The 13776-nt window shown below is 52.1% G+C and carries 11 protein-coding genes; 10 read left to right on the forward strand and 1 reads right to left on the reverse strand.

Annotated elements, in window-relative coordinates:
* Positions 1–21 precede the first annotated feature (21 nt).
* On the forward strand, positions 22–2283 hold the full coding sequence (locus NST99_RS02345) for a collagen-binding domain-containing protein (protein WP_341089494.1): 2262 nt from the start codon (positions 22–24) through the stop codon (positions 2281–2283).
* A 281-nt stretch (positions 2284–2564) separates the two neighbouring features.
* Positions 2565–3506: an alpha/beta hydrolase gene (locus NST99_RS02350; RefSeq protein WP_445745013.1), complete on the forward strand. Its 942-nt coding sequence runs from the start codon at positions 2565–2567 to the stop codon at positions 3504–3506.
* Positions 3507–3708: 202 nt separating this feature from the next.
* Here NST99_RS02350 and NST99_RS02355 read toward each other — a convergent pair whose 3' ends face one another.
* Positions 3709–4257 carry a hypothetical protein gene (locus NST99_RS02355; RefSeq protein WP_341089496.1) on the reverse strand — a complete coding sequence of 183 codons (549 nt, stop codon included), beginning with the start codon at positions 4255–4257 and terminating at the stop codon, positions 3709–3711.
* A gap of 892 nt (positions 4258–5149) precedes the next feature.
* Between NST99_RS02355 and NST99_RS02360 the strand changes: the two genes are divergently transcribed.
* From NST99_RS02360 to NST99_RS02395, 8 genes are all read left to right on the forward strand, one after another.
* Entirely contained in the window at positions 5150–6682 is a 1533-nt protein-coding gene (locus tag NST99_RS02360; protein WP_341089497.1) for an HD domain-containing phosphohydrolase, read from the forward strand.
* A 215-nt stretch (positions 6683–6897) separates the two neighbouring features.
* Positions 6898–7281, forward strand: coding sequence for a NusG domain II-containing protein (locus tag NST99_RS02365; RefSeq protein WP_341089498.1), 384 nt, complete (start codon positions 6898–6900; stop codon positions 7279–7281).
* Entirely contained in the window at positions 7265–7828 is a 564-nt protein-coding gene (locus NST99_RS02370) for a Gx transporter family protein (protein WP_076113706.1), read from the forward strand. The genes NST99_RS02365 and NST99_RS02370 overlap by 17 nt, the downstream gene beginning before the upstream one ends.
* Positions 7829–7846: 18 nt before the next feature.
* Positions 7847–8713 carry an ATP-binding cassette domain-containing protein gene (locus tag NST99_RS02375; protein WP_341089499.1) on the forward strand — a complete coding sequence of 289 codons (867 nt, stop codon included), beginning with the start codon at positions 7847–7849 and terminating at the stop codon, positions 8711–8713.
* Positions 8689–9588: an energy-coupling factor transporter ATPase gene (locus tag NST99_RS02380; RefSeq protein WP_341089500.1), complete on the forward strand. Its 900-nt coding sequence runs from the start codon at positions 8689–8691 to the stop codon at positions 9586–9588. The genes NST99_RS02375 and NST99_RS02380 overlap by 25 nt, the downstream gene beginning before the upstream one ends.
* Positions 9581–10372 carry an energy-coupling factor transporter transmembrane component T family protein gene (locus tag NST99_RS02385; protein WP_341089501.1) on the forward strand — a complete coding sequence of 264 codons (792 nt, stop codon included), beginning with the start codon at positions 9581–9583 and terminating at the stop codon, positions 10370–10372. The genes NST99_RS02380 and NST99_RS02385 overlap by 8 nt, the downstream gene beginning before the upstream one ends.
* 18 nt (positions 10373–10390) lie before the next feature.
* Positions 10391–12316 (forward strand): peptidase U32 family protein, encoded by a 1926-nt coding sequence (locus tag NST99_RS02390; RefSeq protein ID WP_341089502.1) that lies wholly within the window; start codon positions 10391–10393, stop codon positions 12314–12316.
* A 144-nt stretch (positions 12317–12460) separates the two neighbouring features.
* Positions 12461–13759: an aspartate aminotransferase family protein gene (locus NST99_RS02395; protein ID WP_341089503.1), complete on the forward strand. Its 1299-nt coding sequence runs from the start codon at positions 12461–12463 to the stop codon at positions 13757–13759.
* Positions 13760–13776: the final 17 nt, after the last annotated feature.

Consider the following 13776-nt stretch of genomic DNA (forward strand, 5'->3'; position numbering starts at 1 on the left):
TTACATAGGAGGTACATATCATTGTTGAGGAAAAAATCATTAGCCTTGATTCTGACGGGGGTTTTAACCGTCGGCAATATGCTTCATCCGGGGATCAATGCAGAAGCGGCGGCAAGTATGCCGTACACCCCAACACCGGTGCTGGGAGTCGCCGGGAATTTCAACGCCTTTATCTTTGGAGATTTTGCACAAAGCAATGACCAGATCCACGGACGGCTCGCTGCTGCAGGGAACATTACTCTTCAGGGATATGGCGTATCCAAGGATGCTGTGGGCGGAGATGTGCTTATCGCCGGCAAAGACATCGACTTTTCAAATGGAACAGTTTATGGCACCTCTGTGTATGGAGGCAGTATGAAAAGTTCAGGAGCCGATCTTAAAGGAGGTAAGCGGCAGGATCATCCGATCGATTTTCAAGCTGAGGAGCAATTTTTGATTCAGCGTTCGAGTGAACTCGCTGCTCTGAAACAAACGCAGCCCTTTGTCAGAGATGGAGGGAAAATGACGATTAACGCTCCGGATTCCTTTAATGTCATTCATTTGACTGCTGCGGATTTGGCGGTTACCAACGGTCTCCAGTTCAATATTGCAGGAAACGCCACGGTAATTATCAATGTAAGCGGGAATAAGGTCGTCATTCCGGATTTTCAAATGTGGAACGGAAAATCTCATAATGTGTTGTTCAACTTCTACGAAGCTTCTTCTGTAGCTAATGGCAACACGACCATTGAAGGCTCCATGTTAGCGCCTCATGCCTTTGTGGCGTTCAGCCGTGCTGAGCTGCATGGTACTCTTATTGCAAAAGGATTCAGCGGTTATATTCAGATGCATCATCATACCTTTGAGGGAACGGTGCCGCCAGTCGGGCCGACACCGACACCAACGGCGACACCGACGGCGACGCCAACACCGACACCGACACCAACGGCGACACCGACGGCGACACCGACGGCGACGCCAACACCGACACCGACACCAACGGCGACACCGACGGCGACGCCAACACCGACACCGACACCGACGGCGACGCCAACGCCGGTACCAACGCCAACACCAACACCAACGGCGACACCGACACCAACGGCGACGCCAACACCGACGGCGACGCCGACACCAACGGCGACGCCAACACCGACGGCGACGCCAACACCGACACCAACGGCGACACCGACGCCAACGCCGACAGCAACACCGGTGCCGACACCAACGCCAACGCCGACACAGACGGCGACGCCAACGCCGGTACCAACGCCAACGCCGGTACCAACACCGACACCAACGGCGACACCGACGCCAACGCCGACAGCAACACCGGTGCCGACACCAACGCCAACGCCGGTACCAACGCCAACACCAACACCAACGGCGACACCGACACCAACGGCGACGCCAACACCGACGGCGATACCAACGCCGACACCGGTGCCAACACCGGTGCCAACACCAACACCAGCGCCGATATCGACGACGACGCCAACACCGGTGCCGACACCAACGCCAACACCGGTGCCAACACCAACACCAGCGCCGATACCGACGACGACGCCAACACCGACGCCGATACCGACGGCGACGCCAACGCCAACGCCGGTACCGACACCGACACCAACACCGACACCAACGGCAGACCCAACGCCAGCGCCGACAAGTGTAACGCCAACGGTAGACCCAACGCCAGCGCCGACAAGCGTAGCACCAACGGTAGACCCAACGCCAGCGCCGACAAGCGTAGCGCCAACGGTAGACCCAACGCCAGCGCCGACGAGTGTAGTACCAACGGTAGACCCGACGCCAGCGCCGACAAGCGTAGCGCCAACGGTAGACCCAACGCCAGCGCCGACAAGCGTAGCGCCAACGGTAGACCCAACGCCAGCGCCGACAAGCGTAGCGCCAACGGTAGACCCAACGCCAGCGCCGACGAGTGTAGCACCAACGGTAGACCCGACGCTAACGCCATCTCCGACACCAACGGTGATTGGTACGAATGACGATCAGGAGATTACGATTGATGAGGATCCGCTGCCTTTGGGCCCTGTGACCACACCTTCGTCTGTGCAGCCAACGCCGGAGACTACTCCAGTGACTGTCCCAGTACCTGCTTCGGTACCGGATGAAGAAGTTATTCTTGATGAAGAAATACCGCTGGGTCCTGTGGATCCAGCCGAGAGTCTGCCGCAGACGGGTGAAGCCAGCCCGGCACCTTATTATATTACCGGTCTCGCTATTGCCGGAGTAGGTCTGCTGCTGAGCAGAACGGCAAGAACCAGCAGACGAAAACGCTGAGGCTTTCATTGAATCACACTAAGGCCAATAGCAGTCTATAAGCTATGTTCTTAACATAATTCAGGCCGCTTTCGGGAAATCCCCGGAAGCGGCCTTTTTATACGGTGTTTACTACGTTTTAAGGGTTATTATACAACAATCGTTTAGATTTCAATCATCTGTTATACGTACATTTCTCGCAGGCAAGGCTACCATGTTATACTATGCAGAAATCATTGCGGAGCCCGCATGATGGTGACTGGAGTATCCTACAGCTACGAGAAGGAAAGGTGAGAATATTCATGTGGAGTGTAATTATACTGGCGATTATTATCGTCATTACCGGAGGATTAACCTATGCGGGTTTCTTTTTCTATGGAGTGGCGATCCATCGGGCACCTAAGGAGTTTTTGGCGACTTCACCTGCACTGAAGGTGGACCCACCGGTGGCCGGCGCATCCTGGGGAGAAGGGGCGGAGTGGATCGCCCGGCAGAGCTTCCGGAATGTCGACATGAGCTCAGAGGATGGACTGAAGCTGCGGGGTTATTATCTGCCGTCAGAGCGGGCAGCCGGACGTACAGCTATCGTTGCCCACGGCTATTCCGGCAAAGCAAAGGATATGGGGGCCTACGCCAAGATTTATTATGAAAACCTGGGCTATAATGTGCTGATTCCCGATGCCAGAGGACATGGTGAAAGCACTGGCAATTACATAGGCTTTGGCTGGCCCGAACGCCGGGATTATGTAAAGTGGATCGAATACATCATTGAAGAGAATGGGCTGCAGGCGCAGATTGTGCTGCATGGGGTGTCTATGGGGGGAGCAACGGTGATGATGACCGCGGGTGAAGAGCTTCCGCCGCAGGTGAAGGCGGTTGTTGCCGACTGCGGGTATAGCTCGGTCAAAGCACAGCTCTCTTATCAGCTCTGGCGGATGTATCATCTGCCAAGCTTTCCCTTCGTGCAGATTGCCAGTCTGATTACCCGGCTGAAAGCAGGCTATTTCTTCGGTGAGGCATCAGCGCTGAAGCAGGTGCGTAAGGCACGGGTGCCGATCTTGTTCATCCATGGTGATGCCGATAAGTTCGTACCCTATGCCATGATGGACAAAGTGTACCAGGCATGCCGCAGCCCCAAGGACAAGTTTGTAGTGCATGGCGCAGGGCATGGACTTGCTTATGATACGGATAAGGCGGGATATATCAGCAAGGTAAGTGAGTTTGTTAACCGGTACGTGAAGTAGTCCAATAACCCCCGGAAAGTAGACTCGCCTACGTTCGGGGGTGTTTATTCCCTGAGTCGATCGAGTGTATTAGTTATGTACCTGTTGATGTATTGCGCAATGTAATCACATGATCATTAAAGAATCATCTCTCTATCGCTTTGTACTTTATGATAAAAAGATGATTCTTTTAAAGATGAGCGAAGCATATTGATAAGATGTTCTAATCAGTTTCATTGTAAGTGATTACTTTTGAGAATAATTCGAACTGTTTATCTTTGGTGTATTTATTTGTTATTTGAGCTTCATAAGTGTACGAGAGTCCATTATGACGAGCATATATTAATAATGAATCATTAATTTCTGTATAGAGAAGCTCGAGACCATTTACAGTTTTTGTGTTCATGTTATTAGTAAGTTCTACTTCAATGTCGCTTACAGAAAGTGTAGATACTTTGTCGCCCTCATATGGACCATAAAGCAACTCAATGCTTTTATCATAGGCTTCTGCTTTCTCTTTTTCACCCTTATTGTCGGTGTAAGTTAGTATAACTGTATTTTGAGGGGGATTATCGGTTTCTAATCCCTTTTTAACAATTATTTCCTTAATATCCAAACCGGCAATTTTGGGTGTTTCGGTGAGAGGACTAAGCTTCTTAACTTTTTCGTTAGCTTTCGCGAGATCAGCATCTCCAGATGAGGAACATCCTAAAATTGAAGCCAGTGTAAGTACTAAAAAAATGAATGCTATTGTTTTGCTTTTTTTAATCATATGCCCTCCTTAGAGTCAATAAAAACTTAAACTTATTTAATTGAATTAAAAAAAATCCCGAAGTTGTGACTCAATTAAATTTGTAAAAGCTTACCGTTTCTAGCATATCACAATTATAGTAAAAATATGTATATTATTTGATTGGTTTACAGGATCTAAGCCCTTTAGGGCTGGGAATTTCTTCGGGGAGGCCTCAGTGCTGAGGCAGGTGTGAGGAAAAGGTGCCGATTATGTTTATCCATGGCGATGCAGGAAATTTTTTTCGTGCCTTGTAAAGCCCAAAAGAGAAATTTATGGTTCGTGGAGCAGGGCATGGACTTGCGTATGATACGGATAAGGCAGGATATATCAGCAAGGTAAGCCAGTTTGTTGCCCGTTATGTACATTAGTTCCGGATTAAGCCCCTAGAAAGTAGACGCGCCCGATCTCCGCAAGCTGCGGAGATCGGGCGCTTATATGTTCCACATATGGCAGCGTTCCTTGCAACGGGGAACGGCACGTCCATATCTTCTCGTATATTAATCCCCCGCCGTTTGTGAGCGAAACGGGTGTCGTAATTCCCTGTTATTTCCAGCAGCCATATGGCGAGAATAATCCTTCCAAAACGACAAAAGCCCTACCTCTCTTTTGTCCTTGCGGCTCCGTGACCGCGCCAGTGTGAATCGGAATGCTATGTTCGAATTTAGTCTCATAAAAAGGAAGAGTCATGCAAGAAAACGTAAGATTTTGTGTCCAAAATACCGATAATAAATAAAAAGTAACCAATCGGCCTGACATCTTCTTGATGGGGATGTATATACACGAAAACAAATATTACTTTATTATATCACGGAATATATAGTAATGCAAGTAGAATATAAGCAGCAGGGTAAGGCTGGAAATGGGGGAACAGATGAATATCTACGGGGTGTTTTTGAAGAAGCAGATCAGAAATTATTTTTTTGGCTCCGTGATTGGTGTGCTGGCCGTGGGAAGCCTGTTGCTGCTCTCTTCGCTGGAGATAAGTGCGGTGGAGTATTCCCGCCTGTTAATCGTATTGCTGATCTCTTTTTTAATTATGGCAATCACGGAAGTCAGTGTGTTCATGAATCAACTCAAACCGATACGGACTGCAATGAAAGAACAGCAGCCTACGCTGGCCATGCTGGAAGAAGTTTATCTCTATACCCACCGAATGCCCAGAAATGCAGTACAGCGGATTCTAGGCCCGCATCTTCTCGGGTTATCCTTGCCGGCGGCCCTAATGACCTTCTGGATGATCCAGACCGGATTAATCAACCTCCCTTATTTTTATCTGCTGCTGGCCATGGTCGGGGCGACTCTGGTGGCGTGCATGCATGCGCTGATCGAATTTTTCCTGACCTGCTCGGCCATTATTCCGCTAATCAAAGAATTCAGAAACCGCGCTTTGGATATGTATAATGTGGACTTTTCGCTGGAAGGACATGTTTTTGTAGCCATCCGCCCAAAATTTCTGATCAGCTGCATGCTGATCGGGACATTCCCGCTGTTTCTTTTTATCATGGCAACACATATCCGCATGGACAGCCTCAACAGCAGTTCGCTTGCCGGATTGCAGAGCTATTGGGCTTGGGCAGGGATGGTGCTGATGGTCGGCACATTATTCTCCTCCATTGCCGCCTGGCTCCTGACTAACAGCGTTCAACACCCGATCAATGAACTATACAAGGCGATGAATAACGTCAAGGACGGGCGCCTCTTGCAGGTGCAGGATGAATATTCGGATGAATTCTCCAAGCTGGTGGCCGGGTTTAATATGATGGTGCGGGGGCTTCAGGCCCGGGAACAGCAGAATAGACAGCTTCTGGACAGTTATTTCACCACTCTTGCCGTGGCTCTGGATGCGCGTGATTCCTATACCGCGGGACACTCACTACGGGTGGCGGAGTACTCGGTCATTATTGGACAATTGGCGGGGCTGACGGGTCAAAGGCTCGATGATCTGCGGAAATCAGCTCTGCTGCATGATATCGGCAAAATCGGTGTGCCCGACAATGTCCTGTTTAAAGAGGGAAATCTTACGGATGAGGAATTCGATCAGATTAAGAGCCATCCGGTGCTTGGGGAAAATATTCTGCGGCAGATTGAGCCTGTGGAGAAGATGGCGCCTTACATAAGTGGAGTCCGCTCACATCATGAGCGTTACGACGGCAAGGGTTATCCGGATGGCCTTGTCGGAAGGTCCATCCCGCTGCATGGCAGAATCATTGCCGTAGCCGATGCCTACGACGCCATGACATCGGACCGCCCCTACCGGAAAGGGATGGATCATGAGCGGGCGCTGGCTATTCTGGAACAGGGCAGAGGAAGCCAGTGGGATCCTGAATTCGCCGGGTTATTCCTGGCATACTTCGGGAAGACGGCAAGTTCAGAAGAAGCGGAAGTTCCCGGAAGGGCGGGGTGAAACGGGCAAGCAGGGGGTTGCTTGCTGTTTATCCTAATATTTCTTGCGGAAGCGGATACCATCCAATTTATGGGGGTATCCGCTTCTCGTTGAGTGCCTATTTTGTGAACTGGTCTTTAAAACCGACAATTAACGACTACATTCATTGAAGGATTGAGGGTAGACCGTTATAATTATTAAGTCTGGATTTTAATTAAAAAATAAGGGAGAATTTTATGAAACGCGCAGATGTGCTGCTGGTTTCCATCGTGCTCATTGCCGCTCTCGCTTTTCTTGCACCGAGGTGGTTTTCAGACGATAAAGGCGGCCCGGGGAAAAATCTTGTGGCCAATATAATGGTGGACGGCAAGCTGTTCAAGACGGTTCAGCTTACAGAGGAAGAACAAACGGTAGAAGTCCGTACCGATCGCGGGTATAACCTTTTAAAAGTGCATGATTATGGTATTGAAATGTATGACGCTGACTGTCCCGACAAGGTTTGTCTTGGTTTTGGGTTTATTACCTTGCCCAAGCAGACGATCGTCTGTTTGCCGCACAGGGTATTAGTAGAAATTGCAGGCGCGTCGGGAGGAGATGATATAGATGCCTATGTCCAGTAGTGAGTCTTCAACAGCCCTGAAAAGAACGGTGATTGTAGCGCTCTTTGCCGCGGTGGCGGTTGTGCTGAGTATTGTGGAAGCTCAGATTCCACTCGCAGGGATGGGGCTGATGCCCGGTGCCAAGCTGGGATTTGCCAACATTATGATTTTGACCTGCATCTATTTTTTGCGCGCACGTGACGCATTTGTACTGGTAATCCTCAAGACCTTGCTTACCGCATTTTTGCTGGGTACCTTTTCAAGTCTGCTGTTCAGCTTGTTCGGCTCGTTGTTCAGCTTTGTAGTCATGTACCTGCTCGTCCGGTTTGGCGGGAAAAGACTCAGTGTCATTGGGATCAGTATTGCCGGCGGACTGGCTCACAACACAGGGCAGCTGCTCGCCGCTTCCATAGTGTTGAAATCATCGAGCACGTTCTACTACTTTCCGATGCTGCTGATTACCGGAGTGGTCACGGGGATTGTCGTCGGTTTCGCGGTGCGGTATGTGGTAGCCTCGTTATCCAAAATATCGCTGTTTGAAGAGTTCTTGGGCGGAACGGGTCACTAGCTGGGAAGGATGACTAACATGAATGAATTTAATAATGAGCTGGAAGCTGGAACGGAACCGCCAGTGATCTCACTGGCAGGCGTATCGTTTGGATATGACCCCGAGCACCCGATCCTCCAGAATATCACACTGTCTATCCGGCAGGGTGAGTGGGTAAGCATCGTGGGACCGAACGGCTGCGGCAAATCAACGCTGGTCAAGCTGCTGAATGCCCTGCTGCCTAAAAGTGGCGGAGATATCTTCATCTGCGGCCATAAGCTGCAGGAAGAGAATATTGGAACGATCCGTCAGTGCATTGGCATGGTGTTCCAGAACCCTGACAACCAGTTTATCGGGGCAACGGTAGAGGAAGACATCGTATTCGGCCTGGAGGGGCTGTGTTTACCCCACGCGGAGATGGAGGAACGGCTGAAATCCTATGCCATGAAACTGGGGATCGGCCATCTGCTGGCCAAGCATCCCGGCGAGCTGTCGGGCGGCCAGAAGCAGCGGGTCGCCATTGCCTCCATTCTAGCCATGAAGCCAGGCATCGTCATCTTTGACGAGGCCTCTTCTATGTTGGACGAAGGAAGCCGGAACGAGTTGATGGGCATTTTGCAGGATATGCGCGCGGAAGGGAACTATACCCTGCTCATGATTACACATGATGCTGATGAAATCCTGGCCTCGGATCGTGTGCTGGCCCTGCACGGGGGCGGACTGGCCGCAGATGTAACCCCTGCGGAATTGTTCCGGAATGAAGAGCTTCTGGAGAAGTGCCACCTGCGGGAGCCGTATCCTTGGCAGCTTGCCCGTGAACTGCAGAACCTGGGGATCAAGGTGGATGTTCCCGCCAGTGAAAAGGAGCTTATAGACACATTATGGCCATACAACTACAACAAGTAAGCTACACCTACGCGGACCGGAGCCTTTGGAGGCAGACAGCGCTGGACGGGATTAATCTTAACATCCCCAGTGGATCGATGGTGGGCATTGCCGGGGCAACCGGCTCGGGGAAATCGACACTTCTGCAGCTGTTCAACGGAATTCTGAAGCCGACGGAGGGGACGGTCAGTGTCCTTGATGTGACTATCCGCGCCGGCGAGAAATCTCCGAAGCTGCTGCCGCTGCGCCGCCGGGTCGGTCTGGTTTTTCAGTTTCCCGAGCAGCAGATGTTCGAGGAGACGGTAGAGAAGGATCTGTGCTTCGGCCCGCTTAACTTTGGCATGAGTCTTGAAGAAGCCAAAGAGCGCACGCGCAAGGCGATGACGGACATGGGGCTCGATCTTGGACTGCTGGAGCGCAATCCGTTCCGTCTAAGCGGTGGACAGATGCGCAAGGCGGCCATCGCTTCGGTGCTGGCCATGGACCCGGATATCGTTGTGCTGGATGAACCGACAGCGACACTCGACCCGATCAGCCGGGCGGAGCTGATCGGGCTGCTGGAGCGGCTCTGCCGTGAGCAGGGCCGGACAATTATCATCGTGACGCACCGGATGGATGAGCTGCTTCCCTATGCCGACCGCTGGGTGCTGCTTAAGGAAGGCGAGCTGGCTTTTCAAGGCAGTAGCCAGGAGCTTGCTGCCGATTCGGATATTCTGGAACGCTGCGGCCTGACGGTGCCGCAGTCGCTCCGTTACTGGCGGGCGGTTGCCGACCGCTTCGGTCTTGCGGGGGAGAAGCCGCGGTTGACCGCGGGCAGCCTCGCCGAGCTGATTGCTTCGCTGCCTGGAGCAGCGGAGGGCCCGGGCCTTGCAGGAAAGAGGGATAGCTATGAATGATCGGCTGCTGCTCGGGCGCAGCATTGAGACCGGCTCCTGGGTGCACAAGCTGGATGCCCGGGCCAAGATCATCGGGATGATCTTATATTTAGTTGTTATTTTACTGTCGCATTCCTGGATGGCGATGGCGCTGCTGGCCGTATTTTCGATAGCGGTCATGGCATCAACCCGAATATCGCTTAAATATTTCGTCAAAGCGGCCAAGCCGCTGCGTTATTTAATGTTGTTTATCTTTGTCGTTCAGGCCCTGACTGTTAAGGAGGGCGATGCAGTTTTCTCTATCGGCTCCTTTTCGCTGCATGAAGGCGGGCTGCGGCTGGCCGCGTTTTCCGTCATCCGCATGTTTTTCCTGATCACCTTCACGGCCTTGCTTACCTTCACTACAAATCCTGCGAAGCTGAACCGGGGTCTGGAGGGCATCCTGTCCCCGTTCAAAAAGCTGGGGCTGTCGCCGGAACGGATTACGCTGATGATCAGCATCGCCCTGCGCTTCATTCCGACGATTCTTGACGAATCGCAGATCATCATGAAGGCGCAAGCCTCACGCGGAGCCGACCTGAAGGAGCTGCCGCTTAAGGAAAAAGGGCGGATGCTCGTCTCGCTGCTTGTGCCGGTAATCTCCAGCGCCTTCCGGCGCGCTCAGGATTTGGTCTATTCCATGGAAGCCCGCGGGTTCCGCATGGATGCGCCGCGCAGCCGGTATCACCGCCTCAGGTGGGGCTGGGCCGATACTGTTTTTGTCGCTATGTTCATCATCATGGGAGTTGCAGTAGCATTATTGTAATTTTAGGGGGAAACAAAAATGGCACGTTATTTTAATGGCAAGGAAATCGAACTGCTGGCACCGGCGGGAACGTTTGAAATTTTCAAGGAAGTGGTGCAGTCGGGATGTGACGCCGTCTATTTTGGCGGTCCTGTGCTGAACATGAGAATGATGCGCAAAGGCTACAACCTGTCTCATGAGGAGATTATTGAAGCCCTTGCGATCGCCCACAGCCTGGACAAAAAAGTATATATTACGGTAAACAACCTGTTCAGTGAGGATGATGTGGAGGAAGCCAGAGAATATCTTCGTTTTCTCGACGGAGTTCATCCCGATGCGCTGATCGTTCAAGATATGGCTGTGCTGGAGCTGATCCGCGAGATGGAGCTTACGCTTCCGGTTCACGCCTCGGTGATGATGAATGTGCACAATCTGGAGATGGTTTATGCGCTGCGTGATCTTGGGGTAAGCCGGGTGGTCACCTCGCGTGAGATGGATTTGCAGACGGCAAAGCTGCTGGGGCAGCGGAGCGGCATGGAGCTGGAGTATTTCATTCACGGAGACATGTGCTCTGTGCACGGGGCGAACTGCTATTTCAGCTCCCAGGTCTTCGGCATGAGCAGCAACCGGGGCAAATGCATGAAGCCCTGCCGCTGGGATTACCGGATCAAGAAAGACGGCTATGTCTTCCCGGCTGAATATCCGCTGGCTGTCAAAGACATGTTCATGTATGAGCATCTCCCGGAGCTGATTGAGTCAGGCATTACTTCTTTTAAAATTGAGGGCCGGATGCGCGACAAAGAGTTCATGGTGATGCTCGCGAACAGCTATGGTGAAGCCATTGACCGTTATATTGAGGATCCAATCGGTTTTGACCGTACCGTAGATACCAAGATGCTGCACCAAAACCGGAAACGTGACTTTTCCACCGCGTATGCTTTTGGCAAGCCGGGACTGGCGAACATCAACCGCCGCTATGAAGGTACAGGCAAATTTTACAGTACAGGCAAGGTATTCAGTACACCTACTGCAGAGCGGGAGCTATCGGTGGACCGGGTAATGCAGCTGCGCGAGCGGCTTGCGGAAGGCAGACGCAGTGAGCAAAGTAAACCGGAGCTTGCGGTACGCGTGAATAATATGGAGCAGGCCCGTTTGGTGCTTGAGCTGGGTGTTGATCATTTATATCTGCCAGGTGATGTATTCGAGCCGGACCGTCCGTTTACGAAGCAGGACATTAAGGAACTTGGCGCCTTAAAAGGAAAGACTAAGCTCTACCTCGGGATGCCGCGGATGATGACGGAGCTGCATTTTGATCAATACGATCATCTGCTGAGCGGGGAACGCCTGCCGATTGACGGGCTGCTGATTACGAACCTTGGAGCGATTCGCCGTTTCGCCCAGACGGGATACCCGATGATCGGGGACGCCAATCTGAATGTATACAACCATCTTTCTGCCGGGCTGTATGCCGGACTGGGACTGGCTAAGCTAACGGTTTCACCGGAAATGACGATGGAGCATTTTGCATCCTTTACCTCCGGCTGCGAGCTGCCGCTCGAAGTTGTCGTTCACGGCACACCGGCGCTGATGTATATGGAGCATGATCTGTTCGAGAATACCGAGGTAATGGAGCCGATTGGTGAAGAAGACAACCTGTTTGTAAGCAATGAGGTACTTGTGCTGAAGACGGATAAAGGTGAGAATCCGGTGTATCGTGACCAATATGGCCGCTGCCACCTGCTGTTCTCCAAGGAGCTTTGCTATCTGCCTATGGTGGAGGAGATGAAGGGCCTTGGCATTGCCAGCTTGCGGATTGAAGGAGCGACCTATAGTGTGGAAGAGCTGCGCGGTATTATTAAGGCCTATCAGGCAGCAATCAACGGTTCTTTGGAAAAGCAAGAGCTGCTCGGCGGTTTGAAGCCGGTGTATGCAGGTTATACCCTGGGTTCGCTACAGTTTAATTGATAGTTGAATTTTTAAGTGTTTCTGGATAGCAATTTTAACAGTATATGCTAGAGTGATAAGTTATTTTTTTCACAAACTATTGCACTGATTTATTTTCCATATTAAGAGAGTTATAGATGAGCAGCAGAAGGGGAGGGACCATAGATGGAACAACAGCAATTCATTGGAAGAGATGGGGTAGCCGCTAAAAGAAAGCAGTATTTCTATCCCTGCACCGCACACTTTTACCGTGATGCGCCGCAATTGGTGCGCGGAAGCATGCAGTTTGTCTATGATGAGAACGGCAAGCAATATACGGACTTTTTCGCCGGGGTATCTGTCGTGGCCTGTGGGCACTGCAACCCGGCGATTACAGCCCGCACGATCGAGCAGCTTCAGCAGCTCCAGCACACATCCACGGTCTACCTTACACAGCCGGGTGTGGACTTGGCGGAACGGCTCGAACAGCTGCTGCCGGGCAGCTTGCGCCGGACCTTCTTCGTCAACAGCGGCTCAGAGGCCAATGAAGGGGCTTTGCTACTGGCCCGAATGCATACCAGACGCAAGGGATTCATTGCCCTGGAAAGCGGGCTGCACGGACGGACTAATCTTACGATGAGCGTCACTGGTCTCCAAATGTGGAGAACCGACAAGTATCTGGATGAGGATGTAACGTTCATTGCACGCCCGTATGATCCTGAACTTACGCTGGAAGAGGCCGGGGCGCGGTCGCTCCAGAACCTCGAACATGTGCTGCAGGAGAAAGGGGAACACATTGCTGCGATGATCGTCGAACCGATTCAGGGCAATGGCGGCATGATTATGCCGGTCTCCTGGTATTTCCGCGAAGTCAAGGCGCTGCTGGACCAATACGGTGTGCTGCTGATTGATGATGAGATTCAGACCGGCTACGGCCGCACCGGAGTCATGTTCGCCATGGAGCATTTCGGTGTGGTTCCCGACATCATCAGCATGGCCAAGGCGCTGGGCAACGGGGTTCCGGTGGCTGCCTTCGCGACTACGGATGAAATTGCCGCCTCGTTGAACCGGCCTTCAGCCTCCACCTTCGGAGGCAATCCTGTCTCAGCGGCTACGGCACTGGCCGTATTGGATTATATTGAGGGTGAACGGCTGGCGGAGCGGGCGGCAGAGCTTGGGGAGCTGCTGAAGCGCGGTCTGCAGCAGCTGCAGGAGTGTTATCCGGCACTGATCTCCGATGTGCGGGGTACCGGCTTGATGCTGGGGGCGGAGCTGGCAGGCAGCGACGCCATTCCTGCGGCAGAGCTGACGGACGATGTGCTGGAAGAGATGAAGGACCGTGGCTATTTGATCGGCAAAAACGGTGTGAACCGTAATGTTCTCGCCTTTCAACCGCCGCTGATCGTTACAGCGGAAGATATTGATGGTATGATAAAAGCACTAAATGAAGTGCTGCTTCAAGCCTCACAGCGGCACGGGAAATGAAGATGAAGGAAGAATGA

This window comes from Paenibacillus sp. FSL L8-0470 (genome assembly GCF_038008625.1).
Taxonomy (GTDB): domain Bacteria; phylum Bacillota; class Bacilli; order Paenibacillales; family Paenibacillaceae; genus Paenibacillus_AQ.

Bases quoted from the DNA above. Each gene is read 5' to 3' on its own strand.
- NST99_RS02350 (WP_445745013.1), top strand. From the start codon at position 2,565: ATGTGGAGTGTAATTATACTGGCGATTATTATCGTCATTACCGGAGGA.
- NST99_RS02355 (WP_341089496.1), bottom strand. From the start codon at position 4,257: ATGATTAAAAAAAGCAAAACAATAGCATTCATTTTTTTAGTACTTACA.
- NST99_RS02360 (WP_341089497.1), top strand. From the start codon at position 5,150: ATGAATATCTACGGGGTGTTTTTGAAGAAGCAGATCAGAAATTATTTT.
- NST99_RS02365 (WP_341089498.1), top strand. From the start codon at position 6,898: ATGAAACGCGCAGATGTGCTGCTGGTTTCCATCGTGCTCATTGCCGCT.
- NST99_RS02370 (WP_076113706.1), top strand. From the start codon at position 7,265: ATGCCTATGTCCAGTAGTGAGTCTTCAACAGCCCTGAAAAGAACGGTG.
- NST99_RS02375 (WP_341089499.1), top strand. From the start codon at position 7,847: ATGAATGAATTTAATAATGAGCTGGAAGCTGGAACGGAACCGCCAGTG.
- NST99_RS02380 (WP_341089500.1), top strand. From the start codon at position 8,689: ATGGCCATACAACTACAACAAGTAAGCTACACCTACGCGGACCGGAGC.
- NST99_RS02385 (WP_341089501.1), top strand. From the start codon at position 9,581: ATGAATGATCGGCTGCTGCTCGGGCGCAGCATTGAGACCGGCTCCTGG.
- NST99_RS02390 (WP_341089502.1), top strand. From the start codon at position 10,391: ATGGCACGTTATTTTAATGGCAAGGAAATCGAACTGCTGGCACCGGCG.
- NST99_RS02395 (WP_341089503.1), top strand. From the start codon at position 12,461: ATGGAACAACAGCAATTCATTGGAAGAGATGGGGTAGCCGCTAAAAGA.